This window comes from Terriglobales bacterium (assembly GCA_035624455.1).
Taxonomy (GTDB): Bacteria; Acidobacteriota; Terriglobia; order Terriglobales; family Acidobacteriaceae; genus DASPRM01.
Genome location: DASPRM010000098.1, coordinates 38,192 through 64,634 on the forward strand (window position 1 = coordinate 38,192; position 26,443 = coordinate 64,634).

Here is a 26,443-nt window from a genome sequence, read left to right on the forward strand (position 1 = left end):
TCGTTTGTTCAGAGACCTTGCCGAGGACCTGCGAATCAGGCGGCATCCTCGAGCATGGCGAAATTGTCCAGGATTCGCAGTCCCGCCTGGCCAGATTTTTCAGGATGAAACTGCACACCAAACAGATTTGCTCTCTCCACCACACCGGTGAACGGCGTCCCATAGTCGGTCTTGGCAACGGTTGCTTCCATCACCGGTACGCGGTAGGAATGCGTGTAATAAACAAAGGCGCCGGAAGGTACGCCTGCGAGCAGCCGCGATGGGGCAAGCATTTCAATCTGGTTCCAGCCCACGTGAGGCGACTTCACGCGGCTGGAAAACTTTTCCACCTCGCCGCGAAACAGGCCCAGCCCGGGCACTCCCGGCGCCTCCGTACTGGATTCGAACATCCACTGCATGCCCACGCAGATGCCGAGGAAAGAGGCGCCTTGTGCGAGCGCCTCCCGGATGGCCTCGCGTAATCCGACCTCAGTGAGCCGCTGTGTGGCAGTGAAGTGGCCGACACCGGGAACCACCAGACGGCGAGTTCTGCGCACCAGCCCGGGATCCTCGGTAATTACAGTTTCGTGGCCGAGATGCTCGAATGCCTTGCGCACCGAGGCGAGATTCCCGGCATGGTAGTCGACAATGGCAAGCTTGGTCACAGCAACCCCTTCGTACTGGGCAGAGCTTTAGCCAGTTGCTTGTCGCGCGCGCAGGCCACGCGTAGTGCGCGGGCAAACGCTTTGAACAGCGCTTCCACCTTATGATGATTGGAACGGCCATAGAGCACTTTAAGGTGGATGTTGGCGCGCGCGCCGCGGGCAAAGCCGTCAAAAAAATCGTGCACCAGCTCCGACTGCAAGTCCCCCACCAGACGTGTACGAACCTTGCTCTCGACGACCACTGCGGTACGGCCGCTCAGATCAACCGCGGCCAAGCCCAGAGTTTCATCCATCGGCATGAGGAAGTATCCGGCGCGGTTAATGCCCTTCTTGCTGCCCAGAGAACTATCAAACGCTTCGCCCAATGCAATGCCGACGTCTTCCACGGTGTGATGCTGGTCTACATCCAGATCACCGCGGCAGGTCAGCTTGAGATCGAAGCCGCCGTGACGAGTGAACAGCTCGAGCATGTGATCGAGAAAACGGATCCCGGTGGACACGGAATATTTTCCTGAGCCCTCGATGACCAGTGCGAGACGGATATCGGTTTCCGTGGTTTGCCGGTGCAGTTTCGCCTTCCTCATGCGCTCACCCGGTTGGTGACCCCGATATCCGCCAGGGCCAGACGCATAGCAGCGAGCAATTGCTCGGTATGCTGGCGGAGTCCGATGGTGATGCGCACGCAGCCGGTGCAACCCGGCTCCGAGCTGCGGTCGCGCACCAAAATGCCACGGCGCTCAAGCGCTGCGCTTAATTGCTGGCTGCGTGGGCCCACACGCACCAGAACGAAATTCGCCTGACTTGGCCAGTAATGCAATCCGAGATCGTCGCAGAGCTGTTGCAGGCGGGCTCGGCCCTCTCTGACCTGTTCGACGTAAGAGTGCACGAACTCCTGATCCGCCAGCGCTTCCCCAAGACAGGCGAGCGCCACCCCATTCACATTGAAGGGCGGGACAAACCGACGAATCAGATCAACCTGCGTTGCAGCCCCGAGGAGAGCGCCCAAACGAAGGCCCGCCAGCCCATAGGCCTTGGACAAGGTACGGGTGATGAAGAGATGGTCGAAATCTGGAAGCTGGTCGAGAAGGGTTTGCCCGAAAAACTCAAAATAGGCCTCGTCCACGATCACTGCGGCATCGGGAGCTGCCTGCAAGACTCGAAGCAGGTCGGTGCGCGGCACTGTGGTTCCAGTGGGGTTATTGGGATTGGCGATGGCGATCAGGCGGGTGCGCGAGTTGATGGCCTGGAGCACGCGATCAGTCGGATAGGCAAAATCTTCGGCACAAGGGATCTCAACAATGCGCGCACCGGTGGCTTGAATGTAGATGGGATACATGGTGAAGGTGGGAGCGATCAGAATGGCCTCGTCGCCTTCTCCGAGGTAGGTTTCAGCCAGCAGGTGCAGAGCTTCGTCCACCCCGTTGGTCAGTAGAACCTGCTCAGGACTCAATCCCAGGAAATCTGCAACCAGGCGCTCTCCCTGCTCGCGCTCAGGATATCGGGCGATGTCCAGGGTAGTAAGCGACTTCAGGCGTTGAAGGACGCGGGGCGAGCAGCCGCCAGTATTTTCGTTCAGGTCCAGATTCAGGCCCGAGCGGCCCGCAGCCGGGGCGTGATATGCGCTCAGGCAGCGAATTGACTCGCGGGGTTTAAGCACGGCTGCACCTCACACGGACGGAATCAGCGTGCGCTTGCAGGCCCTCCGCCCGCGCCAGGGTTTCGACCACAGGCGCGAGACTGCGAATGCCATCGCTCGTCGCCTGCTGCACGGTGACGATCTTCAGAAAATCCAACACGCTCAGACCGCCACGAAAGCGCGCCGCCCCGGCGGTGGGCAGAACATGATTGGGGCCGGATGCGTAGTCGCCCAAGGCCTGCGCAGTGTAGTCACCGATAAATATCGATCCCGCATTGCGAACATCTCCGAGTTGCGCCTCGGCCACGGTGAGGTGCTCGGAGGCGATCGCATTGGCAACTTCCATCGATGCTGCCGGCGACCCGGTCAGAAAAATCAGTCCGTTCCTGGCGAGCGATTGCGCAGCCGCGGAATTGGTCTGCGCTCCCTTCTTCAGTTCGACGGCCAGGGCTTTCGCGAGATCAGGCCGAGATGTGATGAAGACAGCGCGGGCATCGGGGTCATGCTCCGACTGCGCCAGCATATCAGCGGCAATAAATGCGGGGGTTCCGGTGTCGCTTACCAGGACAGTCTCCGTAGGTCCGGCGAGAAAATCGATGGCGCAATCGAATGCGACGAGTTTCTTGGCGGTGGTCACGAAGCGATTTCCTGGACCTACGATCTTCCGCACGGCAGGAATGCTCCGGGTTCCATAGGCCAGAGCCGCAATGGCCTGAGCGCCGCCAATCGCATAGAACTCGTTCACTCCGAGCAGGGCTGCCGCAGCGAGCGTCTCGAGCGCAGGTCGCGGAGATGCCACCGCGATCCGCCCGACACCGGCCACTTGGGCTGGGATGACTGTCATCAACAGCGACGAGGGCAAGGGATAACGGCCACCGGGGACGTAACATCCTACCGATTCCAGTGGCCGAATGACCTGTCCTACTGAGATGCCAGGCTGAACCTCGCGCAGGAATTCCTGCGGCTTCTGCCAGTCCGCGAATTGGCGGATATTGCGAGAGGCGCTTTCGAGAGCCCGGCGGAATTCGGGGTTCACCGAAGTCAGCGCGCGCTGCAGTTCTGTCTGCGTAACCCGAAACGGCTGCTGCCGCGAGAGGCCGTCGAGCCGTTCGGCATAGCGGCGAAGCGCGACGTCACCCTGGCTTCTGACATCGCGGACAATTCGCGCCACCACGCGCTCGGTTTGCGCGGCGAACAGCAGACGGCGAGATTCCAGATTCTTTAGTTGTGCGGCAATCGCCCGTCCTTTGATTATGCGCATTGCGCTGTTCCGATTTCGAGCCGGCTTGGCAAAATCACATCACAACCTTATTTAGAGGGTACTCCACGATCCCCTGCGCTTTCGCTGCCTTCAATCTCGGGATGATGTCGCGCGCGGTGGTTTCTTCGATGATGGTGTTCACCGCTACCCATTGTTCGCCGTCATCGGCGGCGAGTTCAGAAATGGTGGGTCGCTTCAGAGCGGGAAGCACTGCGAGAACCCCTGCCAGGTCATCCTTGCGCACATTGAGCATCAGCCCGACCCGACCCTGAGCGGCGATCGCTCCGGTCAGCATCAGCGCCAGGTTCTGGATCTTCTCCTGTTTCCAGGGATCGGCGAAAGACTTCCTGTTGGCGATCACCTGGGTATAGGACTCCATGATGGTGTCGATGATCCGTAAGCGGTTGGCGCGCAGCGAAGAGCCTGTTTCGGTGACTTCCACAATCGCGTCCGCCAGCGTCGGCGGCTTGACTTCGGTCGCGCCCCAGGAAAAATCGACTCTGACATTAATGAGCTTGCCGGCGAAATATTTCTTAGTGACATTCACCAGTTCGGTGGCGACCACGCACCCATCCAGGTCCTCGGCGCGGTGGAAGCGCGAGTCCTCGGGAACTGCAAGCACCCAGCGAACCTTGCCGCGGCTCTGCTTGGCATAAATCAGATCAGCGACCGCCTCGACTTCCAGGCCGCTTTCGATCAGCCAGTCTTTTCCGGTGAGACCGACGTCAATTACTCCCTGTTCGACGTAGCGCGCCATTTCCTGCGCACGAATCAGCATGCAGTCGATCTCGGGATCATCGGCGACAGGAAAATACGATCGACCGCTGACATAGATTTTCCAACCCGCGCGTTCGAACAGTTGCACGGTGGCGTCCTGCAGCGAGCCTTTGGGAATGCCGAGAGTGAGTTTTCGGCTCATCGCTTCGTCTCCCCAGGGGGGAGGGTCAGGTCGCGCGTAAAGCATGAGCGAGTCCCCTCGTGGCATACGAGTCCGTCGCCTTCTACGGTCACGCGGTAGAGCACTGTGTCGTAATCGCAGTCGGTGCTGGCGGAGAGAACCCGCAGGCGATTGCCCGAGGTCTCGCCTTTGGTCCAGAGCTGATTACGGGTGCGGCTGAAGAAGGTCACGTAACCTGTGCGCATGGTCAGTTCAAAAGCGTCACGGTTCTGAAAACCCACCATAAGCACTTCGCCATCGGAGGCGTCCTGTACCACGGCCGGGGCCAGGCCCTGCATTTTGTCAAAGTCGATGGTCACGGTGTTCATTGCATGGTCACCCGAAAAACAAAAGGCCCGCTGATTTTAAGCCAGCGGGCCTCGGAATCCTGATTTGCTATTGCGTTATCCGCAGACCTCCGCTGACTTGGGCGCCGAATGGTGATGATGGCGATGGGTCAGCGAGATCATAAGAAAGGCAAGCATATGTGTTTATTGACCCCGATGTCAAAGGAAAGTTGCGGCCATTACGGGCTGGGCATTGGGTAATATAGAGCTCAGTCCAGGAACGATCATGCCACAGCTAAGCCAAAGAGCCGCGCACATAAGCCAGTCCGATATCCGCACTATGTCCGTGGAGTGCGAGCGCGTACGGGGAGTGAATCTGGCGCAGGGTATCTGCGACACGCCGGTGCCGCCCGAAGTTCGGGCAGCGGCCGAGCGGGCTATCGAAAGCGGACAGAACCAGTACACGCGACTGGACGGCGTTGGCGCACTCCGCCAGGCGATTGCCGAGAAGATGCGTGCGTTTAACGGAATCGAAGCCGATCCGGAGCGCGAGATCGTGGTCACGGTGGGATCCACCGGCGCATTCTATTGTGCGTCTCTCTCGATGTTGAATCCGGGCGATGAGGTGCTGCTGTTCGAGCCGTACTATGGCTATCACGTGCACACGGTGGAGGCTGTCGGCGGCGTGCCCCGTTACATCACGCTGCGGTCCCCCGACTGGAAATTTGAGCGCGAAGACCTGCAGCGTGCCATTAGCCCACGTACACGCGCCATCGTAGTCAACACCCCCGCGAATCCATCGGGCAAAGTATTCACTCGCACCGAACTGCAATGGATCGCGGAGGTCGCGCAGGAGCACGATCTTTTCGTCTTCACAGATGAGATTTACGAATATTTCGTGTACGACGATGCTGGCCACATCAGCATCGCCACGCTGCCGGGGATGGGTGAGCGAACGATTACGATTTCTGGCTATTCGAAGACCTTCAGCATCACGGGCTGGCGTATCGGTTATGCGGTCTGCTCGACTTGCTGGGCGGGTGCGATCGGCTACTACAGCGACCTGGCATACATCTGCGCGCCGGCGCCGCTACAGCACGCGGTAGCAGCCGGAATCAAAGTACTGCCAGAAAGCTTTTACGCAGGTTTGCGCCGTGACTACAAGAGGAAGCGCGACCTGCTCTGCCGGGCATTGGCCGAAGCGGGATTCACCTGCGGTATGCCTGCTGGGTCTTATTACCTTTTGGCGGATGCATCCCGGCTGCCGGGCAAAAACAGCAAAGATCGAGCGATGCACTTGCTGGAAACCGCGGGTGTGGCGGCGGTTCCGGGCGGCGCGTTTTATCATGACAAAGCCGGTGAAAACCTGCTGCGCTTCTGCTATGCCAAGACCGATGCCGACCTGGAAGAGGCTTGCCGCCGCCTGCAACGGGTCCTGGTGCGCAGCTAGACTCGGGGTGGGACAACTCTCTTTCTTTCTGAGGAGCGGGGGAGAGAGAGCGGACGCCAGGCGCAGATGGCGCAGTGATTCCGTTTCAAGCTGGATTTTGATTCTCTCGTGCCTTTCCTGTGCAGCGTTGGCACAGAGTCCGTCACGCGCACGAGCCACTACGGGAGCTGCAACCAGCGACTTCCAGTCTGCGCCCGCAGCTGAATTGCAATCCGCTCTCACCCGGGCGATGGCCGGCCGTAGCGGGAGCGCGGTGGTTGTGGATGTAGATTCGGGAAAGATCATCGCCGCGCACCATCCTGCTGCGGCTGCTCGCCGCCTGGCCCGGCCGGGTTCAGCAATAAAACCGTTCGTCTTGTTGGCGTTGTTACGGAACGGCAAAACCGGCGCTGATACGCGCCTGATGTGCCGGAGGACGGTTGAGGTCGGCGGGCATCACCTCGACTGCACACATCCCGAGACGGGAGTGCCGCTGAATTCGATCGAGGCACTGGCATACTCCTGCAACTCCTGGTTCATTCAAAATGCGGCGCGGCTGACAAGTGCAGAGTTGCGCGACGCACTCGTGCAAGCAGGACTCACTTCCCGAACCCGAGCGGTACCGGACGAAACAACCGGCAACGTGAACGAGGCGGGCACGCTGGAGCAACGCGAGCTGCAGTCGGTTGGGGAGTATGGAATTGAGGTCACGCCTCTGGAATTGCTGTGGGCTTATCGTGGGGTGGCGCAGGCCAGCAAGTCTGGAGACCGGGATAGTTCGCTGAAGACAGTGGCCGCGGGACTCGAAGCTTCCATTCGCTACGGCATGGCACAAAAGGCGAGGGTTGCGGGAATGGACCTAGCCGGAAAGACGGGGACCGCACTGGCCGATGAGGGATCGTGGACGCACGGCTGGTTTGCGGGATACGCTCCGGCTGATCGGCCCGAAATTGCGCTGGTGGTTTTCCTCGAGCGAGGCCGCGGACCCACGGACGCAGCGGCGATCGCAGGGCAAATATTTTCAGCCTATTTTGCTGGGCACCAAAAAATGAGTTCAAGTAGGAACAGCAACTGAAGACGAAAACACATTGGTGAGAATCCGTCCCAATCCGTGGCCGGTTTTTCCGCTTCTGCTGTTGCTTTTGATGGGCAGCGCCCGCGCCGAGCCGCGCTGTGTCCGCGTGCGTCTGTTCTGGCTGCATCCGCCGACAGCGATAAAGGTCATACCCATGGAGGCGAGGGCAGGCGTAGTTGTTCATCCAGAAAGCGCTGCTCAGGCTTGCACCTGGAAGGAGGCCATCGCGTTTTCGGCGGACGGCGACCGCCTGCGGGCTTCGGGCCGGCTTTGGCGGCGGGGAGAATTTTTCGGCAAAATTCGCGTGGAGGGAGAAGGCTTCGCGCCATTCGAGGTTTCGGGGCCTCTAACGATCTCCGGGTATCACGGCCATTTGCGATTAACCGCGAGAATGCCGCTGGAGGATTACGTGGCCGCGGTGCTGGCCGGTGAGGCGGGAGGATTCAAGTCCGATGAAGCGTTAAAAGCCATGGCGGTTGCGGCTCGCACTTACGCGGTGAGATTCCTGCCTCGGCATGCAGCTGACGGATTCGATTTCTGCGACACGACGCATTGCCAGGACCTGCGGCTAGGAGTGGAGCCCGCGCGGGTGCGTGCGGCAGTGTCCGCGACCGAAGGTGAATTACTCTGGTACGACGGGCGGCCCGCGGCCACCTACTACAGTCGAAGCTGTGGCGGGATGATCGAGCGCGGGAGCGTTCTCGACGCTGCCTTGGAAGCACCCTATCTGCGTGAGCATGAAGACCAGTTCTGCCTGCGCAGCGATCGCGGCGAGTGGCACGGCGAAATCAGCAAATCGGAACTGGGACAGGCGCTCGCTTCCGCTGGATTGAAGGTGCCGCCTCGGCTGCGCACTGTTGCTGTCGAAACACGCCTCCCCTCCGGTCGAGTGGAAACGTTAAACATCGACGGGGTCAGCATTCCGGCTGCAAGCCTGCGGTTCGCTATAGGGCGCGCACTTGGCTGGGATCAATTGCGCAGCGATTTGTATGAGCTTCAGGATGACGGTGACCGCATTATCTTCCACGGCCGGGGTCAGGGGCACGGGGTGGGTTTGTGCCAGTCGGGCGCGGAATTGATGGGAGCAGCCGGTAAAAATTATCAGGAGATTCTGGCGTACTACTATCCGGGAACGCTTCTGGGGATCAATGCACAGGGGTTGCGCTGGCAGGCATTAGGCGGCGAGGAAGTGGAGGTGGTGACTACGCAGCCAAACGCGGACCGCGAGGTGGTAATCGCTTCCGAGAGGGCGCTGAAGAAAGCACGACAAGCGACGGGGTGGACGCCAGGCACGAGGCCCCAGGTGAGAGTCTTTCCGACTGTCAGTATCTATCGTGACACGACAGGACAGCCGGGATGGGTGGCGGCGAGCACACGCGGCCGGGTGGTTAGAATTGAGCCGCCGTCGGTTCTCGGCGAAAAGTTGGAAGCAACACTGCACCACGAATTTCTGCATCTGCTGGTCGAGAGCCGGGCCCGTCCCGATCTGCCCCTGTGGTTTCGCGAAGGACTGGTCTTGTGGCTCGAGCAAAATCAAACCAATACACGCCGACGCCAAATTGACTTGATTCAAGTGGAACGAGATCTGAGATCAGGTGAGCAGGAGAAGCTGCGGGCTGCATATCCCCAGGCGCAAAGAGCGGTAGGCTCACTGGCAACCCAATATGGCAAAGATTCGGTGTTGAACTGGGTGACGACAGGGCTTCCGCCGTCGATTGCTGACAGCCAGATTATCGGGATGCGCTGAGCTTAGAGCAGGTGTTGCTGCGAACTAAGGATAAGGTTCACCGGTGATGCGTGAACCTTTTTCTTCAGGCGGCTCGGCAACAGGCTCGGAGACCGCAACCTCCTCCGGCGGCTCCGCTCTCTCCGCTGTGAGCCTGCCCAGCGCAGAAGCAAGCAGCAGCCACGCCGTGAGCAACAGCAGATATCCTACGAAGAAGCGCCAGCCCGCGCTGGTTGCCTGCTCGCGCAGTGTTCCGGAATCGTTCCAGCGGGGAAACCTCTTCGCCAGCTTCCATGGCACCCATATGCCAGCCAGATAACAGACGGCATACAAGATCCAGAATCGCAGGCTAAAGAAAACCCGAAGAGCGCGAGCGAGGCTGTGTCCTACAAAGCCGCGGAATCCACGGGCCGCCACTTGTGTGCCGATCGGCAGCAAGAGAAGTGGAATCAGGAACCAGAAAATGAAAAAGAATAGCCATCTTCCGAACCTGGCGGCTTGCCGCGGGCTTACTGACGAGCGCACAAATTCCGGCAATAGATGACGGACGTAGCCCGCAAGCTGGTCGTTATAGGTTCGCGCAACGGTCACCAGCCATAGTGCCACCGCGAAGACGATCAAGCAGAACAGAAACGCGGGCAGATGGCGCAATGAGCGTCGCCAGGCCGAAGCCAGCGATGCCTCGGAAAGCTCGTGATAACTCTGAAAATATGTGAGTGTGCTGGCGTGCAGCCAGAGCGTCAGGAAAAGGATCAGCAGCCCGGCAACCACGGTGAGCAGAATCTGGCTGGCGCGCTGATCCGGAATGCGCAGCCATGCAAAAAATGCGGCGAACAAGGCTGCATTCAGGAAAAAATGCAGCAGCCAGAGCCGCTTGGAATTACCAAGTGCAGTCGCGGAATCTACTTCGAAATGTTCCATCTGAACGCGATCCATTATTTGCTTCGCTTCACATTGGGGTACGAATGCTCTCCACAAATGCACTCAAAATTCCATCCCCGCGGTTCACTTCACTTCTACCTCCACCGGATCACTGGTGGCCCAATACTGGGGTTGATACATGGGCTCGATCTTTGCCGGGCTGACGCGGAATTTCCCTGGATTCACTACCTTCAGCAAGTAATAGAAATCGTGCTGGCCGGCGGAGAACCCAGTCTGGAAGAAGGCAGCGCGATCGTCGTGAAATTCGCGGCGCGTAAACCAGAAATCCCACCAGGACGGTTTGTCCTTGACCTCATACAGGTCATCGCGCTGGATAAATTCGGTGCCTGCGGGAATCGGGTCTTCGATCATCATGTAGCGCCAGTTGCTGCCGCTGGCGGTCAGGCGAACGGCGAGGGTATCTCCCGGTTGCACTGGTCCGGAAAGGCTATCGGCCTGATAAACGATGCGCTCGCCCTGGCGGGTCGGCGTCAGTTTGAAGTACTCGCGCGCCAGAGTCAGTGAGAAGCTGCCTACATTGGTCAGTTTCTTTTCTGCAGAGTAGTAATCGCCATTGACGGACCAATACAGCCGCCCGGTTCCGGTTTTGCGAATGCGGACATGGTTGGTTGCTCCCACATCTTCCGGCGGCAGGCTCAGGCTCGCGGGAGCAGGCAAGAGCGCGTCCGCTTCGGTGAACTTCCTGGTAAGAACGGTTTTGCCGTTCGCCACGACTTCGACAGTGAAATCCGGCTTCAGTTCACCGCTGCGCTTGAGGAAACCGGTCAGGCCATAGATGACCATCGCGGTTTGCTTGGTGGAATACCAGTAGTAGCCATCGTTGCGGTGCGTCACCAGCCACACGGCAGCCTTGGGTACCAGCGGGCTATCGGGCTTCACCGTGGTCAGGAATTTCAAAGCGTAGGCTGTGGTCTCGGGACTAGTGTCTTCGTAGAAGTCCATGAGATAGTCGCGATCGCTCTCCCACCAGGCCTGCTGATCATCACTCTTAGCCTGGTTTTCCAGGTTGGTCGCCAACTCGCCTGTACGTGCGTCGCCCAGCTTGCTCATGGCCAGGCCCAGAAAAGCCAGGCCGTGGGGCGTGAGGTTGGAGCGCTGGTTCCACACGGAATCGAGAGCGCCGCGGTCATTGAGTCCGCTCTCGACCAGAGCGTAAAGCATGTAGGCACGCAGATCGGCGATGATTTTGGGATCCTTGTCGAACTCGCTTTTCATCCAGGTGCGAGCGCGATCAATCACGCCCGGCTTGATGGCATAGCCTGCCTGTTGCGCCTGGCTGAGTCCGGCGAGTACGTACGCAGTCATGAAGACGCCGCTGTCATCGGTCTGCCACCAGCCCCATCCTCCATCTTCATGCTGGAACTGGTAGAGGCGATCGAGCCCGGCGGCGATTTTCTTGGCCAGATCCTGGGGATTGATGTTGGTGTTGATTCCCAGTTCCCGCGTCGCCTGGGCCACAATGATATTGGGCAGGAAACTGGACATGGTTTGCTCGGTACACCCGTAGGGATAGGTGACCAGGTACTCGAGTGCACCAAACACGGCGCCGGCGAGGGAAGGAGAGGCTGTAATGGTGAGTGCGCGCGAGGTAGGTTCGGCTTTTTCGGGGAACACAACGTCCACCGGGGTGTCGGCACTGTTCTCGGCAATGGAACCTGACCGGGCGAGGCTGAGCTTCACGCCGTAGGGGATTACCGGCAGAGTGATTTCCATGGCATCGGATTCTTCGGTGGTGAGAGCCTTGCCGAGCAGATCGGCCTGGCGAACATTCGCCGCGCGTACGCGCCAGTCAACCTTGGCGTCACCGCGGCTGGGGACGTCCACATCGCGGGTCGAGCCTTCCAAAATATCGAGTCCTTTGACATCGAGCGATACGCGGGCGGTCTTCGCGTCTTTGAGGTAATTGTGAACGATGGCGGAGACGGTGACTTCGTCTCCCTGGCGGAAGAAGCGGGGCAGCGCCAGTTGCAACATGATGTTCTTGCGAACCACAACCTTGTCGGTGGCGCTGCCGACCTTGGAATCCTGCGTAATCCCACGAGCAGTGGTTCGCCACGTAGTCAGCGAGTCGGGGAAATTGAAGCGCACCTGAAGGCGTCCGCTGGCATCGGTGCGTGCGTCCGCCACCCAGAAAGCAGTATCGGGAAATGCCTTGCGGATACGCGGCTGCACCAGGCGCTCGGGTTTGAGCTGCGCCAGAGCGCGGGTGGTCGCCACGGCGGCAAGCTGCATCTGCTTCTTGCCGGCTTGGCCATAGAAATAATAGGCGAGAGAGCTGTCAGTGCCCACGCGGTTGAACGTGCGCCCATAGAAGAACTTCATGATGTCCTGAGTAGCATCAGGACGAATGGCATAGATGGCTTCATCTACCACGCCGAGACTGAATTCGGCGCCGGAAACCAGTTTCCCGCTGGAGTCGGCGGCAGTGAGGGTATAGGTTGCCGCTTCTCCCGGCTGGAACTGGGGCTTCGAAGGCTGCAGCTTCACATTGAGACGGAACTGGTCAGGCGGAACGTTGAGGCTCTTTGAGCCTTGATGCAGTTTGTTGTCGTGCAGAAACGCGGCCACCACAAAAACATTGGGTGCGTATTCGGCTTTGATCGGAACATCGACGGCGGCGGTTCCACCATTGGTGTGCACGACCTGGCGGCTAAGGATAGTAGCGCCTTCCGTGGTTACCAGCACGTGAGCCGCGCCCTTTCCGGTCATGATCAGCAGGTGGGCCACGTCGCCGGGCTGGTACGACTTCTTATCGGGAATGATCTGGAGTTGCTCGGTTCGCGGTCCCATCCAGGAAGCCTGATAGTCGGGCAACCAAAGCATGGTTTGCGTTTCGAGTTCACGCAGCTCGGGCGTAATCGCAGTCACGGTCACGCGAATCTCACCGCTGCGATTACCTAGCGGAAGACTGATTTCAGCGTTGCCGTTAGCGTCGGTCTGTCCATCGGTGGAATAGAACTGCGGGCAGGTCTTGCGATTCCAGACGTAGGGACAGGCGGCCAGATGAAATGCCGTTTGCACCGGGTTATTGTCGTAATCGCGAGCCTGCACCTTGAGTTTGGCGGTGTCGCCTGCCTGGTAGACATAGGAGTTGGGTTCGACATTGATGCGGAAGCGGCCATAGGTCGCCAGCACGTAACCGTGACCGGCGATCTCGCGATTGGCCTCGTCCATGACGCGGGCTTCAATGCGGTAGTTGATGTCGTATTTATGGGGATTGACCTTGGTGGGAATGGTGATGTCGAGGCGTCCATTCTGATCCAGGCGGGCGGTGACTTCCTCAGTCTGCTCGCCGGCGTAATAGCCGCCTTCTTCGCCCTCCCCTTCTTCGTCTGAGGAATACTGCTGTTCTTCCTCATCCCCGCCAAAACCCCACGACCAGTAGCGCGCCTGGTGCACCACCCAGGTGACCTTCGCATTCGCCACTGGTTCGCCGAAGTAGTAGCGGGCGTCGATGGTGGCGTGGATGGCTTCACCTTGGAGGACGCGAGGTTTCTCAGGGGTGACGCGTACTTCGTATTCGGGCTTTTTGTATTCCTCGACGTAGAAGCTGCCCCCTTGCAGGTAGGCATCGGCGGCGTGCAACTGAATAAAGTAGTTACCGAGAGCCGCACCGGCGGGCACAGCAAACTCGCCGTGGAAGGTACCCATCGGCGATAGAGTCATCGCCTTGGCGAAGACAGATTTCCCCTCAGGATCGAGAATTTCTACCCGGTACTCGGTATTGGGCGGCATGGTGTAGAGAACACCGGGCCGCGCGCGCAGGATGGCTTTGAAGTGCATCGTATCGCCGGGCCGATATACAGGGCGATCGGTATAGACGTAGCTGGTGACAGTTCGCGCCGGATCGCTGCCCAGGTACCAGGAATACGGGGCATTCACTGCGAAATCGTCAGGCGTACGAGCCATCACCAGCACTTGCTCAGGACGATCCTGCTGGATGACGGTCTCGGCGAGACCACTGGCATCGGTTTGCTGCTGCGCGACCTGCGCTCCGTTAGACCAGAAGCGCACAGCGGCTCCGGCGACCGGGGCGCCGCTGCCGCGGTCGGCAGCAAACACCAGGATGTGTCCGGGTGCAGTCTTGGTGATGATCGCCAGGTTGCTGATCATCACGATGGTGTAGGCGCGAAGCTTGCCGTCCGTGACTTCGATCAGGTACGTGCCCTTCTCCGAGATGGGCAACGAAACCTGCTGCGACTGCCAACGATATTTGGATTCGCCGAAATTCTGGCGAAAAGTGGCAACCAGTTGGTCGCGATTGATCAGCGGAATTTGAGCAAAGATGTCGGCGCCAGGGTGGCCAGCAACGGGCGGTGGAGGAGCTTTACCTCCGGCGCGCCACTTGCGAATGATTTCGCGGTTATTGGCGGTGAATTGAAAGCGGAAGAAGTCGCGAATGGCAGCGAAGATTCGATATTTCCAGTTGTGAAAGCGCTCAATCAGGGTCTGGGTGTGCGGGACCTTGGGGGCGCGCCCCCCGAAGCTGTGAGTGTCGCGCAGTTCGGTGAAAAACTTCACCGGATCTTTGACCTTGTAAATCCGAAACTCCAGCATTTTCTGGTTCTGGGCCCAAACATCGATGGTGGGGTTCTGGCCTGGCGCCCAGGTGCGGTTGCTGTTGACCGAGAAAAACGATTCGCGGTTTTGGTCTTCCTGCGGGGTTGCCGGCAACGGCAGCAAAAGGCTCAAGAGCAGAGTGAGAGCCGCAATGGGCCTCATGTCAGTCCGCCTCCCGCAGAATGTTCCAGCGAAACACACCCAAGAAGGCGGGATTGTTGGGCAACGGGCGCCAGCGGGTAAAAGGGAAATTCAGTAACTCCTGCACGCTGAAACGGCGGAGTTCGCCGCTCGTGTGGCCGCTGGGGCCGGTGTGATAGACCACCCACTCCTGCGGCCCGCTCGAGAACTGGCTCTGGCCCAGGTAGATCATGGCGTGCCAGGGAGAGCGCTGATCGGGCTGGTGAAAGAAGAGCAGATCACCGGGACGAGCGCGACGAATTTCCCGCGAAATGAAGTGCGTGTTGAATTTCTGCAGCTTGTCGGCATCTGCGAACTGGCGGAATGCGCCGGAATTCAAGTCTTCCGGGCGAAATGGACCGGGGACGACGCGGAAAATGGCTGCCCCCAGCGCAGTGTGCGGATAGTTGTATTCCGTGATCGAAGGAAGCGCCGGCACCACGGGCAATCTTAATTCTGTGGCCCAGGGTCCATCGTGCTTGCGTAGAGCCTCGCGATAGGCGAACCGCAGCAAAGCGGCACAGTCGGTAATTTCCGGAACGCGATTCTGCGGCGGCGCCACATATTCCGCCTCGGCGAGGAAAGTGAACCAGCGAACAAACGCGTCGCGGTCCGAGGGCTGGCGGAGACGAAGCTGGTCGGGAGTACCGTCGGAAAATGTATCCGTGAAATCGGGGATTTTCGCGCTTGGGGAGCCTGCGATGCCAAAAGCCGCAGTTAAAGCGAGGAAAGCGGTTGCCGCGAACAGGCGACGGCTGGAGATCAGCTTGCGCAAGATTCTCTTCCCGAGCGGAGCGGGTGATTATAGCGCGGGGACTTCGATCTCGGATGAATCTTCCGGAGGTTCGCTTCAATAGAGATTTAGTCGGGACGATTGCTGAGAATGTATTTGCCGCCGCTGTGAGCCAGCTCAAATGTCGGATTTCCGGCCAGCTGAGGTGCTTCGCGCACGTCGGTCCAGAGAAAAACGCGAGCAGGGCTGTTCCAAAGCTGAAGGAACGATCCGTCGGTCTCAAACACATGAGGGGCATCCGGGAAGCAGGAGCCATACCACAGATTGGCGCTGCGCTCGTGAAGTATGTGCACGGGAATTCTGGTATAGAAGTTAAGCGTTGAGGCGGATTCATATTCGCCGTTGATGACGATGATGTCTCCCGGGCGGTAAGCCTTCTCAACGGCAATGGCGAGGTCCTTCGAGCCCAGGATAGGGGCGAATTTCCGCAAAGCGAGCCAAACGGCGAACAGAACTGCCACCATCATCAGAGCGAGTACGGCATTGCTCTTCGCGGGCTGGCGGCGGTGGCGCATCCACCAGGCCAGACCAGTACCCAACAGGAACGCGATTCCAACCAGCAACAATTCAGGGCGAAACATTCCCAGGGCCTCAGGCGTGAGATCGAAGACGTGTCCCAGGGAAAGAGCGTACTGTTCAGGATTCTTCTTCAGCAAATCTGCGAGTTCAGCGCCGGCGGCAGGACGGCGAGAGAACAGAAGCAGGCTGGTAGCGGCGATGAATACTACTATTCCCAGAATCAACAGGCCGAGTGCTGAAATGCGGCCGGCGCGTAGCGCAGAAGAAGCGGACACATCGGATGCGTCGCTCTCCCGTGCCAGCCAGGCGCCAATCAACAGCGCCAGCGCCGGAATCGCCGGGATCGTGTAGTACTCCTGCCGGGTGGAAAAGCTGAAGAAGACAAGAATTACCAACGCCCAGATGGCAAACAAGAGACTGGCTTTGTGAGGGCGATCGAGCCTGGAGACGAAATCTCGCAGGCGATGCGGCACCTGCGCCAGCGACTGGGGAACAAATGCGCACCAGGGCAGCAGCCAGACCAAAACCAACCCCCAAAAAACTAGAAGAGGAACCGTATCGTAGTCGCGCGGCACGCGTTTATTGAGATAGCGCAGGAAGTGCTCATTGACGAAATAGAACCAGAAGAATCCGCGAGCCTCGCCGGCAGCAGGATTGCGAATTCCCGCCAGAATGTGCCAGGGCGCGGCGATCAGCAGAAACACAACAAGGCTCGAAAGCAGACGCATGCGCAGCAGCCGCCGCAGATCATGCGTCAGCAGCAAATACAAGAAGATGATGGCTGCGGGAAACACCAGACCAATCAGGCCCTTGGTTAAAACGTTCAGCGCGGTCGCTGCTGCCAATCCCCAGCACGCCGCCCGAGAAGGCGATTCCTGTTCGAGGATGTGAAAGAAGAAGTAGAAGCTCAGCGTGAGCCACAGGCCCAGCAGGAGATCTGGAATCAGGATGCGAGTGAAGATGTAGGCCCCGAGGCTGGTAGCCAGCACCAGCGAGCTGTAAAAGCCGGCCTTCTCTCCATAAGCCCGGCGGCCGAGCGCGAACACGGCCAGCATAGTTGCCAGCATGCCCAGAACCAGCGGCAGACGCGCCGACCATTCGTGAACGCCGAACCCCCGAAAGCTGGCTGCGATGGTCCAGTAGAGCAACGGCGCTTTTTCGAGATAGCGAATGCCGTCGGCGTGCAGCGTGACCCAATCGTGGCGGACCAGGATCTCTCGCGCGGCTTCCGCGTGCACCGAATCCGCATCGTCAAAGAGCGCGGGGGCAAACAGTCCAGGTACATAAATCACCAGCCAGAGCAGAACCAGGGCGAGGAGATAAGTCCGGGGGCGCGGCTGAGGGGTCTGTGCGAGCACGCTGGTCAGCCCAGACCCTGTTCGATCTCCACGTTTTCCCGGACGATGAGCCGGTGGGGCGCCATTTCGCGAAGAGTAGGCAGCACGCGTTGTATGTGCTCTTCGGTATCAATGAAGGTAAGCAGGATGGGAAGATTTCCACCCGCATCCACCAGGTGGCTGGTGTGGACCTGCTGCCTGCCAGTAAAGCCTGCAACTGCGTGCAGGACAGTGGCGCCCGCTACATTCTCCCGCCGCAGATAATTCAGGATCTCTACATGCAACGGCTTGTGGTGCCACTTGTCGGCTTCGTTGAGATACATGGTAACCTGCACACCCATGAGGAGCGGCATTTTATAGCACCCGCGCCAGCGCCGCACCGGCGAGGACAGCCGCCAGGCAGAGAAGGTTGCTGGCCAGAATGTTCAGCGCGAACAGCGTCCACTGGCCCTGCTCGAAATAGGCCATGGTCTCGAAGGCAAAGCTGGAGAAGGTCGTGTACGCGCCGCAAAAGCCTACGGCAATCATCAGCCGCCACCGAGGATCGGCGAGAACGCGTTCCGTGGTCCACACCAGGAAAAATGCCAGGACGAAGCTGCCGCTGATGTTGATGATCAGCGTGCCCCAGGCAAATGCCGGCGACCAGACAAGTGCCACCCAACGGCTGAGAAAGTAACGGGCATTGGCGCCCAGAATTGCGCCTAAGGAAATCCAGACGATCGCGGCCAAATGGAGTTCTCCAAAACGAGTTTGGTAGGAGTTATCAGCTCGTGTGCGGAGCGGTTATGGCGAACTCCATCGCCGTCCGCGAGCCAGTGTAACAGCCGGACCCCGGTCTTCCAACCCGTGAGTCGCGTCACTGGGGCCAGTGACGATCCGCACAGTGAGTGCGGACTGCCGGAGCTAGCGTTAGAGGGTCGGGAGGTGGGCGCATGGCGAATAATTCAGCGATTGACGTGATGTACTTCCCGCCTGCCCGCCAAGGCCTGGTGGAAGCCGGTGCAGGGGAGCCGCGATGTCACGAACCGGTAGAGCGGGCACTGGAATTGCTGAACCGCGCTGGCCTGGAGAAAGTCCTGATCTCCCAATGCAAGCGCTGGTCCTGCGAGCGGCGCTGGATGTGCGAAGATGCCGCTCTCGACGACGTCCTGCGGTATACGCTGCCCTATCCTCAAAAATTTGTCGGCATTGCCGGCTACAGCCCGCACAACATTTCGCAGAGCCTGCAGGAAGCGGAGACTGCAGTGAAGCTGTATGGGTTCCGCGGAGTGCACGTGCATCCGGGAAGCTTTGGACTCTCGGTTAATGACCGCCGCATGTACCCGTTATATGCCAAAGCGGCGGAGTGGCATGTTCCAGTCATCCTCGATATGCGGCACCTGCGCGACTTCAGCGATGGGCTGACGCCAGCGGCCATGGCGCGGGTATTGTGGGATTTCGAGACGGCGACGTTCGTAGTGGCCCAGAGCGGCTGGCTGGCAGCGGATATGGAGCGGCTGGCAGAGCGCTGCGAGAATGTGTGCTTCGCGTTTGATTCCCACGCGCTGAGGAGAGAGGATCTTCGCGAGCTCGCCAGCTTGCCGCTGCTAGATGGGCGCTGTCTCTGGGGCAGCAACGGCTATCCGTGGGAAGTTTGTTTGCCTGTGGTTCAGACCATGCCGTTCCCGAGCGAAGTCCGGGAAAAGCTTCTACGTGAAAATGCCAGGCGGATCTTCGGTCTGGAAAGGCTGGAGTTTGTGATGCCGCGCGCCTGGCAGCCTGCTGCAGCGGGCAAACCGATTGTGGCGGAACGCTGATCTTGCCGTTAACGAAACCACAAAGACCAAACCACATCGACCAGGGTATGGGTGGTGCCTGACGTCAGCAGGCGCCTGCGGTCGCGCCAGGCTCGACCGTAGAACAACCCCGCAATCGTCGCCAGCAGGACATAGCGCCAGTTGAACGGTAAGGGCTTGTTGAAGTGTGACAATCCGAAGATTACCGAGGCGGTCACCCAGGCATTTGCGCGTCCAATCCGCGCTTCCAGCAGATTTTGCAGCAAGCCGCGGAAGAAGAGTTCCTCGGGGATGGCGACAAAGAAGAATGTGATCAGGAGGGCGGACAAAGCCTTCGAGAGAGGCGGCCAGCCGGCATGAAACCGGATGAAGCCGAGAGCCAGGCCCAGCCCAATCGCGATCGGGGCGTAAAACGTCCATTCCCTCAGGCCGATCGCGAGATCGCGCAGACGTGGCCGAAAATCGAAGCCCACTCCCTCCAGCCTGCGGAGGACGAGGAAGACGTAGAGCGCGGAATCAACCAGCAAGATTTTGGGCAGGGCACTGAGGCCGGAGTGAGGCCATGATCCCGCGAGCAGACGAAACTCCACCGGAAATCCCACCACAACCAGGGCCACAACATCCTGCCAAGCGAGCCGGTTGCTTTGCGGCGGCACAAACTCGAACAAGGCGGCCAGTCCGACGGGAATGGCAACCAGAATCACGGCATAGAAAAACCGAAATTCACCCCGCGGCAAAGCGAATATCAAGTAGGGGATCAGAAGCACCGCCGGCGCGAGCACCCGGGAAGCGGGGCTGAACAACCTGTGACGCAGAGTCTCGTCCAGTCCAAATCCAAAAAACCAGTAAGGAGTGAACAACAGGGCAAAGCTGGCGAAGGTGCTGGGCAGGTGGCCGCCGATGCGCTCTTCCATATTGAAGTGCTGGGCGGCAAACCAGAAAGCGACGAGAGCGAGCCCGTAGAGCAGCACAGCGGCCACAGGGATCGGGGACTGCCGGCGGTGGTGGTGGATCTCGGTTGTAGTCTCGTCGGAAGTAGATTTCAGGTGCATTGTTTGATCCCAAGTCCTAAGTGGGGCAAATAGCGCATTTTCCCGGAGAATTTTGAGTATCTGTCCCCACGTTCAGCTAGTTGAGCCCGCTAAGTCACAGAGAATCAGCAGCACGGAGTCACGCATGCTGGTATGAGCCGTGCTCTCCATCAATAGAATGGCCACGAGTGAAGCCCAGATCAGTTTACCCCCGTGCCGGGAAAAGGCGATGCCAAGGGCGGTCCCGGCATCCGGCGCCGAAATCCGCGAGGCTGCTTCGAATCAGCCCGAAATCTCGGTCGTCATGCCTTGCCTGAATGAGTCCTCGACGTTAGCCAGCTGTATTCGTCAGATTCAAATCACGTTTGCGGCACATGGTATCGAAGGCGAGATTATCGTGGCAGATAACGGGAGTACAGACGGCTCACAAGGGATCGCGGAGTGGATGGGAGCCCGAGTAGTGCCGGTAGCGTCGCGCGGATATGGCAGCGCTCTGATGGGAGGTATCGCTGCGGCGCGCGGGACCTACGTCGCAATGGGTGATTCCGACGCCAGCTACGACTTTGGAGATCTTCCCAAGTTCCTGACCGAGCTGCGGGGCGGAGCGGACCTGGTCATAGGAAATCGATTCCGCGGCGGTATCCGGCGCAATGCCATGCCGGCGCTGCATAAGTATCTTGGCAATCCGGTACTGACGGGAATCGGACGCTTGCTCTTCGACAGTCCATGTGGGGACTTCCATTGCGGACTGCGTGCTTTTCGCAAAGACGCCTACCAGCGCATGGATCTGCAGACAACAGGCATGGAGTTCGCCAGTGAGATGGTGGTGAAAGCTACGCTTTTCGGCATGCGCATCGCGGAGGTAGCGACGACCTTGTCTCCTGATGGACGCGACCGCGCGCCACATCTGCGGAGCTGGAGCGATGGCTGGCGCCATCTGCGTTTCCTGTTGATGTACAGCCCTCGCTGGCTCTTCCTGTATCCTGGCGGGCTGCTGATGCTGATCGGTGCACTCACCGCGCTGTGGCTGCTGCCGGGACCGCGTCACGTGGGCGGCGTCACTTTCGACATTCACACGCTGCTTTATGCAGTGCTGGCGGTGCTGGTGGGATTTCAGGCGGTGCTGTTCGCGGTCTTCACGAAGGTCTTCGCGATCACGGAAGGGCTGCTTCCCGATGATCCCCGCTTCGCAAATCTATTTCGCTATGTGAAGCTCGAAACCGGTCTCGTCACTGGAGCCGTTCTTATGGTGGCCGGATTCGCCACAGGTATCTATTCGCTGCTGCGCTGGGATGCGATGGGCTTTGGCTCGCTGGATCCAGTAAAGATAGTGCGGCTGGTGGCGATCACTATGCTGTCAGTAACGCTCGGCGTGCAGATTTCCCTCTCCAGTTTCTTCTTGAGCATACTCGGTCTGCGCCGGCGGTGAGCTACTCTGGGCGCCGGCAAAGAATCTGATATTGGCCTCCCAGCGGCAACTTCGACAGGACAGGTTCGAGGAAGCGCAACGGCGCCAGCGAGCTCGGGAAAAAGAAGAGGAAGTCAGTGGCGAGAATTTCGAATCCTGCCCGTTTCACCAGCCGCTTTGCTTCCCAGTGAGTAAGAGGGATCGCATCTTCATCAAAGGCGCATTTCGACATGACGTAGCGAGTTCCGGGATTCAGCGGGTTGTTTTCCCAGAATCCAAACAACCCTCCCGGATGCAGTGCATGCCAAACTGTTGAGGCCGCCTCCAGCCGCTTCTCGGGAGGAATGTGGTGAAAGACGCCATTGCAATAGGCGGCGTCCGTCTGCCCGGCGGGGAGAAACTCATCCAGACTGATGAACTTTGCGTGCCCTGAACCGTAGAATCGCCGCGCCTGCTCGATCTCCTGTCGCGATATATCAACCCCGAGCAGCGAACTGGCTCCCGTGAAGTGCAAAAGGATGGGAGCGCTATTTCCTACTCCGCATCCGTAGTCGAGCACAGCTTGCGGTGCTCGGCCCCGGCGATGCAATTGAGCTGCGAACCAGGAGATGCGACGGGAGGCAAAGTAGTCGGCATTTTCTCCGGTAACAGAAAGAGCGTCTCCCAAAACCTGCTGATAATTCTCAGCATACTGATCGAACCCATGACCGGCAGCAACCTGGCAAGAAAATCCACTCATCTGGGTCACCTCTTAATTCCAGGGTAGGGGAGGAGTTGCGGAGGACGCGCGTCGGCGTTGAGCAGCCAGACGCGGCGTGTGGGGTAGTAATTCAGCAACTCGCGGTTCCACATCGGACCCATATCGTGCGCCCACACCACCGCTGAGGAGTCGATGCTCGCAGCGTTGTAAATCCACTCCTCGGCTTTGTCATGATTGGGCGTGTAACGCACGAGAACCAGATGTTGTCCGCCTTGTTGCTTGAGGTCGTGAATCATCTGGGCGCGTTGGTAGCCGTAGTTGGAATCGTTCAACTCGATGGGGTGAGGATCCGCGAAAGCCAGTACGACAGCCACAAGCACCAAGGCAGCCACCACGAGTGGACCGATTGGAACAGCAATTCCAGGCAAGCGCAGCCTGGACAAGCGCCGCAGAGCCAGAGTCAGGAGCAAAAAGTACAGTGGCAGGCTGGGGCTGATGTAATTGCTGTTCAGCCAGGTAGGAAAGAGAAGCGCCATGAAGAAGACGATCGAGAGCAGCAGCACGGGCCGAAGCCACCGTTGACGCAGGGCGGGCACGATGGCAAGCATTGCCAAGGCCACGAAGTCACCCACCCACCACACAAGAATGAGCGGCCGCTTCAGCAGGATTTCGGCGCCGCCCCGAGCATGAATGTCGCGGTAGCTATCGAGCTCCCATTGATGAAACATGTAGATGTTTTCGTGACGATACTCGGGCATGTGCTGTGCCGACTGCAGCCAGAAGGAAGGAGCCATGTCATACTGCCGCAAGTGCTCGGCATAAGGCAGACGCCAGAGGGACCCGGTCACGCGCCAGTTGTAGTAGCCCATCGCTACCACACCGGCGGCGAGCAGGACTACCGCGAGCGGCAATAAGCGGAGCAGCGCATGATGATTTCCCTTCCCAATGAGCCATGCGGTTGCCGCCAGCGACAACACGGCGCCTTCGTAAGGACGAGTATTCGCCAGCACGATGATGGCGATGGCAAACAATGTCGCGTCACGGCTGGTGGGGCGACGCTCAAGCCGCTTGGCCGCGCCTAATAAGAGCGCGCCGGCAAACACCCCCAGATTGCAGCACAGGTAGAAGCGGCTCCAGGCCACGATGATCGACTGGACTGCCGCGAGTGCGCCGCCCAGCATTGCCCATCGAACAGGCATCCACCCCATCAGCATCCAGGTCACGGCGGCACAGGCGAGCGTCGTGGTCAGCCATATTCCCCAGATCGGGGATCCGAAGATCCCCTGGCCCAGGGCGAGGAACAACGCTGGTCCAGGCGGATACTTTGAGGTGTAGGAAGGCTTCATCAGGACATGCAGAGTTTCGAAATGAACCCACATGGGATGAGTTGGATTGGTGACGCGCCCGTGGGCGAAGGTATCGGCAGCTACCAACGCGCTGAATTCATCCATGTTCGAGGGCAGCGGCATTCTGCGGATCGCGCCCTGCACCGCAAATGCGAATGCGAACAACGCGACCAGGCTGATTGCGGTTGCTCGGTGGAGAGTGAGCCAAAGCAACAGTGAACTTTGCCGGGTGGATTGCAAGCCAACCACCTGAGGCTCCGGGATTGCGCTGGTCCCGGCGACACCTGAGCGTCCGACTTTGGCAGTTCTGGCCATCCTTTTTGGAATCTGCGCGGGCGCTTGCGCCTGCGAAATTGCAATTGGGGAGTGCATCCAAAATGCCACTGCGATCGACGGTGGAGCATCAGCTTAGCCGACAGAGGTTCGATGACAAACGCGTCAAATCACCCGGCAACGAGTGAGATCGCCCAAATTTTCCCCAAACCGGTACTCACAACCAACGTGCCAATCCTGCGCAACCCTTGTGTTTTCTTAGCGGCGAAATAGCACGTGAATTTTCAGAATTGGTACTCAGGATGCCCTACACAAATGCCGGGGGCAGGTGGATCTCTGCGCTCCCAGGCTGAGGAGGTTCGATGGCGACCAACGAGGAACCGAGACGAGGATCGGGGCAGACCTGGACCAGCACGCAGGCTTACGTGCTCTCGATAATTTGCCTGATTGCCGGAATCGCTGTCGGATATCTGGTCCGCGGCTCGGGTTCGGCTGCAGTTACGACGCCAGCAAGCACTCAATCGGCGGCAGCGCCCGCCGCCATGCCTGCCGGACAGCAGGTTACCCCTGAGCAACTGGCACACATGGCGCAGAAACAAGCGGAGCCGCTGTTGGCTAAGCTCAAGACTGATCCCAAAAATGCGGAGCTGCTGGCACAGATTGGAAACGCTTACTACGACGCGCAGCAGTATCAGGACGCCATCCCTTATTACCAGAAATCGCTGGCGATTCGGCCGGATAACGTCGATGTCCGCTCGGATATGGGAAGCTGCTACTTCTATGGCGGCGATTCCGACCGCGCCATCGCAGAATTCGAGAAGGGTCTCAAGTACAAACCCTCGCACGCCGGAACTCTTTTCAACATGGGGATCGTGAAGTGGCAGGGCCGCATGGATCCGGCAGGAGCGCTGCAGGCCTGGGAAAAGCTGCTGCAGACCAATCCTGATTATCCCAATAAAGCCAGGGTCGAAGAACTGATCGCCCGCGCTCGCCAGCACGCGCAGGGTGGCATGACCGGCATGGCGAAAAACTGATCCAGCAACTGCCACGGATCTCACGAAGCGCACGAATCACAAGAGATTTTTCGCAGTATTCCGAAGGGTTGAGCAAGAAGCCGGGCCCTTTCTTCAGGCATGTCCGGTGCAACCTTCCAGAATTGTTCTCGGCGCTTCATAGTTTCGTCGAGACGATTCCATCGTGCACAAACGGCCTCGTTCTAGCGCCACTCCTACAGGCTTTCTCCTAGATAGCGCTCCCGCCTGGGCAATTTTTCCGTTTGGGTGCATGGCTCTCATTCCTGGCCCTCAGGAATTCACATTCCTTTAATATTCGCGGTTTTTTGGGTGGCATCGCGAGACTGCCGGTTGGCATCGCAAATCTGAACGAAACCTTTGTTGGCCAAAGGAGTATCGAATGCGACGCAAACTAAACAAGGTGGCTGACCTGGCATTGGCCATCGCATTATTGAGCTTGTTGATAGTGGCGGCGTGCAGTTCAGGATCGAAGTCACTGCCGAGCGCCTCTCAGATGAGCAGCAATTCCAATCAGGTCATTGGAGCGGGAAGCACGTTTATCTATCCCGTGATGACGCGGTGGATCAGCGATTTTCAGAGCTCCCACCAGGGAGTTCAGATCAACTATCAGTCGATCGGCAGCGGCGGCGGTATACAGCAATTGAAGAAAGGCGTGATCGATTTCGGCGCCTCCGATGCAGCTTTGAAGGATGATGAGCTGAAAGAAATGCCTCCGCTGGTGCAAATTCCCGAGAGTGCGGGGCCGGTTTGCATTACTTACAACCTGCCCAACGTGAAAGGCTCTCTCAAACTGAGTCCAGATACACTGGCGGGAATTTATCTGGGGAAGATCAAGACCTGGCAGGATCCCGCGATCAAGAAGGACAATCCGGGTGTGGCATTGCCTGACAATGCCATCGTGGTGGCGCATCGCTCCGACGGCAGCGGCACGACCAACATCTTCACCACCTACCTGGCGAAGGTCAATCCGGAATGGTCAAAGCAAGTGGGTGCCGGAATTTCTGTGAACTGGCCCGTGGGACTCGGTGGCAAAGGCAGTGAAGGCGTCACCGGAGTGGTGAAACAGACCCCCGGCGGCATTGGATACGTGGAGCTGACCTACGCAACGGAAAATAAGCTGCCAGTGGCTGCGATCCGAAACCGTGCAGGCAGTTGGGTTGAGCCAAGCGCAGAGGCAGCTACGGCGGCCATCAACGCTTTCAACTCGGAGCTTGCCAAAGACGTTCGCACACCAATCGTTGACCCGCCGGCTTCGGCCAAAGATGCCTATCCCATCGCGGGCCTAACCTATCTATTGATTCCCAAGGAGCCCAAGGACGCGAATAAGGGGAAGGTGATCAAGGATTTCGTCGAGTACATCGTCACCCAGGGGCAGAGCCAGGCAGAGAGCCTTGCTTATGCGAAACTACCAGAGTCGCTGCAACAGCAGGATCAGAACTTGTTGTCGCAAATACAGACAGAAGGGCAACGCACACAGGCGCGCAAGTAGCGGCGCAGAGTGGGGCGAGTACATCTCGGTGAGGATAAGCAAATGGGGCGGGCGAGATTGC

At 59.0% G+C, this 26,443-nt stretch carries 22 protein-coding genes and 1 riboswitch; of the genes, 7 read left to right on the plus strand and 15 right to left on the minus strand.

Annotated features, from left to right (window positions below):
* Window positions 1-35: 35 nt before the first annotated feature.
* From hisH to hisI, 6 genes are read right to left on the minus strand one after another with little or no spacing between them, the layout of a single operon-like run.
* Window positions 36-644, minus strand: coding sequence for an imidazole glycerol phosphate synthase subunit HisH (gene hisH / locus VEG30_10615; GenBank protein HXZ80372.1), 609 nt, complete (start codon window positions 642-644; stop codon window positions 36-38).
* Window positions 641-1,228, minus strand: coding sequence for an imidazoleglycerol-phosphate dehydratase HisB (gene hisB / locus VEG30_10620; GenBank protein HXZ80373.1), 588 nt, complete (start codon window positions 1,226-1,228; stop codon window positions 641-643). The genes hisH and hisB overlap by 4 nt, the downstream gene beginning before the upstream one ends.
* Window positions 1,225-2,301 carry a histidinol-phosphate transaminase gene (gene hisC, locus VEG30_10625; protein HXZ80374.1) on the minus strand — a complete coding sequence of 359 codons (1,077 nt, stop codon included), beginning with the start codon at window positions 2,299-2,301 and terminating at the stop codon, window positions 1,225-1,227. Before hisC ends, hisB begins: the two co-directional genes overlap by 4 nt.
* A complete protein-coding gene (gene hisD, locus VEG30_10630) occupies window positions 2,294-3,541 on the minus strand; it encodes a histidinol dehydrogenase (GenBank protein ID HXZ80375.1) in 1,248 nt (415 codons plus the stop codon). Before hisD ends, hisC begins: the two co-directional genes overlap by 8 nt.
* Before the next feature lie 34 nt (window positions 3,542-3,575).
* A complete protein-coding gene (gene hisG / locus VEG30_10635) occupies window positions 3,576-4,460 on the minus strand; it encodes an ATP phosphoribosyltransferase (protein ID HXZ80376.1) in 885 nt (294 codons plus the stop codon).
* Complete coding sequence (hisI, locus tag VEG30_10640) at window positions 4,457-4,807, minus strand: phosphoribosyl-AMP cyclohydrolase (GenBank protein HXZ80377.1); 351 nt, start codon at window positions 4,805-4,807, stop codon at window positions 4,457-4,459. The genes hisG and hisI overlap by 4 nt, the downstream gene beginning before the upstream one ends.
* 244 nt (window positions 4,808-5,051) lie before the next feature.
* On the opposite strand from hisI, the gene VEG30_10645 reads away from it, so the two are divergent.
* The 3 genes from VEG30_10645 to VEG30_10655 all read left to right on the plus strand — a co-directional run bounded on the left by VEG30_10645 (window position 5,052) and on the right by VEG30_10655 (window position 9,016).
* Entirely contained in the window at window positions 5,052-6,215 is a 1,164-nt protein-coding gene (locus VEG30_10645) for an aminotransferase class I/II-fold pyridoxal phosphate-dependent enzyme (GenBank protein ID HXZ80378.1), read from the plus strand.
* A 97-nt stretch (window positions 6,216-6,312) separates the two neighbouring features.
* Complete coding sequence (locus VEG30_10650) at window positions 6,313-7,269, plus strand: penicillin-binding transpeptidase domain-containing protein (protein ID HXZ80379.1); 957 nt, start codon at window positions 6,313-6,315, stop codon at window positions 7,267-7,269.
* Window positions 7,270-7,285: 16 nt separating this feature from the next.
* Complete coding sequence (locus VEG30_10655) at window positions 7,286-9,016, plus strand: SpoIID/LytB domain-containing protein (protein HXZ80380.1); 1,731 nt, start codon at window positions 7,286-7,288, stop codon at window positions 9,014-9,016.
* 24 nt (window positions 9,017-9,040) lie between these two features.
* Here VEG30_10655 and VEG30_10660 read toward each other — a convergent pair whose 3' ends face one another.
* The 6 genes from VEG30_10660 to crcB form a co-directional block, all read right to left on the minus strand.
* Window positions 9,041-9,931: a hypothetical protein gene (locus VEG30_10660; GenBank protein HXZ80381.1), complete on the minus strand. Its 891-nt coding sequence runs from the start codon at window positions 9,929-9,931 to the stop codon at window positions 9,041-9,043.
* Window positions 9,932-10,000: 69 nt separating this feature from the next.
* A complete protein-coding gene (locus VEG30_10665; protein HXZ80382.1) occupies window positions 10,001-14,659 on the minus strand; it encodes an alpha-2-macroglobulin family protein in 4,659 nt (1,552 codons plus the stop codon).
* Between the two features lies 1 nt (window position 14,660).
* The gene (locus VEG30_10670) at window positions 14,661-15,452 is read right to left on the minus strand and encodes a DUF1175 family protein (GenBank protein HXZ80383.1); all 792 of its coding nucleotides are present in this window, start codon (window positions 15,450-15,452) and stop codon (window positions 14,661-14,663) included.
* Window positions 15,453-15,538: 86 nt separating this feature from the next.
* On the minus strand, window positions 15,539-17,347 hold the full coding sequence (locus tag VEG30_10675) for a glycosyltransferase family 39 protein (GenBank protein ID HXZ80384.1): 1,809 nt from the start codon (window positions 17,345-17,347) through the stop codon (window positions 15,539-15,541).
* A 5-nt stretch (window positions 17,348-17,352) separates the two neighbouring features.
* A complete protein-coding gene (locus tag VEG30_10680) occupies window positions 17,353-17,679 on the minus strand; it encodes a DUF190 domain-containing protein (protein HXZ80385.1) in 327 nt (108 codons plus the stop codon).
* Window position 17,680: 1 nt separating this feature from the next.
* Window positions 17,681-18,055 carry a fluoride efflux transporter CrcB gene (gene crcB / locus VEG30_10685; protein ID HXZ80386.1) on the minus strand — a complete coding sequence of 125 codons (375 nt, stop codon included), beginning with the start codon at window positions 18,053-18,055 and terminating at the stop codon, window positions 17,681-17,683.
* A gap of 18 nt (window positions 18,056-18,073) precedes the next feature.
* A riboswitch (Fluoride riboswitch) is annotated at window positions 18,074-18,138 on the minus strand.
* Window positions 18,139-18,258: 120 nt separating this feature from the next.
* Between crcB and VEG30_10690 the strand changes: the two genes are divergently transcribed.
* A complete protein-coding gene (locus VEG30_10690) occupies window positions 18,259-19,122 on the plus strand; it encodes an amidohydrolase family protein (protein ID HXZ80387.1) in 864 nt (287 codons plus the stop codon).
* An 8-nt stretch (window positions 19,123-19,130) separates the two neighbouring features.
* On the opposite strand, the gene VEG30_10695 is transcribed toward VEG30_10690, so the two are convergent.
* Window positions 19,131-20,153, minus strand: coding sequence for a type II CAAX endopeptidase family protein (locus VEG30_10695; GenBank protein HXZ80388.1), 1,023 nt, complete (start codon window positions 20,151-20,153; stop codon window positions 19,131-19,133).
* A gap of 208 nt (window positions 20,154-20,361) precedes the next feature.
* On the opposite strand from VEG30_10695, the gene VEG30_10700 reads away from it, so the two are divergent.
* Window positions 20,362-21,561, plus strand: coding sequence for a glycosyltransferase (locus VEG30_10700; protein ID HXZ80389.1), 1,200 nt, complete (start codon window positions 20,362-20,364; stop codon window positions 21,559-21,561).
* Window position 21,562: 1 nt separating this feature from the next.
* Here the strand turns inward: VEG30_10700 and VEG30_10705 are convergent, their stop codons facing one another.
* Together VEG30_10705 and VEG30_10710 are read right to left on the minus strand one after the other, a co-directional pair.
* On the minus strand, window positions 21,563-22,279 hold the full coding sequence (locus tag VEG30_10705; GenBank protein ID HXZ80390.1) for a class I SAM-dependent methyltransferase: 717 nt from the start codon (window positions 22,277-22,279) through the stop codon (window positions 21,563-21,565).
* A 5-nt stretch (window positions 22,280-22,284) separates the two neighbouring features.
* A complete protein-coding gene (locus VEG30_10710; protein HXZ80391.1) occupies window positions 22,285-23,901 on the minus strand; it encodes a hypothetical protein in 1,617 nt (538 codons plus the stop codon).
* Window positions 23,902-24,221: 320 nt separating this feature from the next.
* On the opposite strand from VEG30_10710, the gene VEG30_10715 reads away from it, so the two are divergent.
* Complete coding sequence (locus VEG30_10715) at window positions 24,222-24,893, plus strand: tetratricopeptide repeat protein (protein ID HXZ80392.1); 672 nt, start codon at window positions 24,222-24,224, stop codon at window positions 24,891-24,893.
* Between the two features lie 379 nt (window positions 24,894-25,272).
* On the plus strand, window positions 25,273-26,382 hold the full coding sequence (gene pstS / locus VEG30_10720) for a phosphate ABC transporter substrate-binding protein PstS (protein ID HXZ80393.1): 1,110 nt from the start codon (window positions 25,273-25,275) through the stop codon (window positions 26,380-26,382).
* Window positions 26,383-26,443 lie beyond the last annotated feature (61 nt).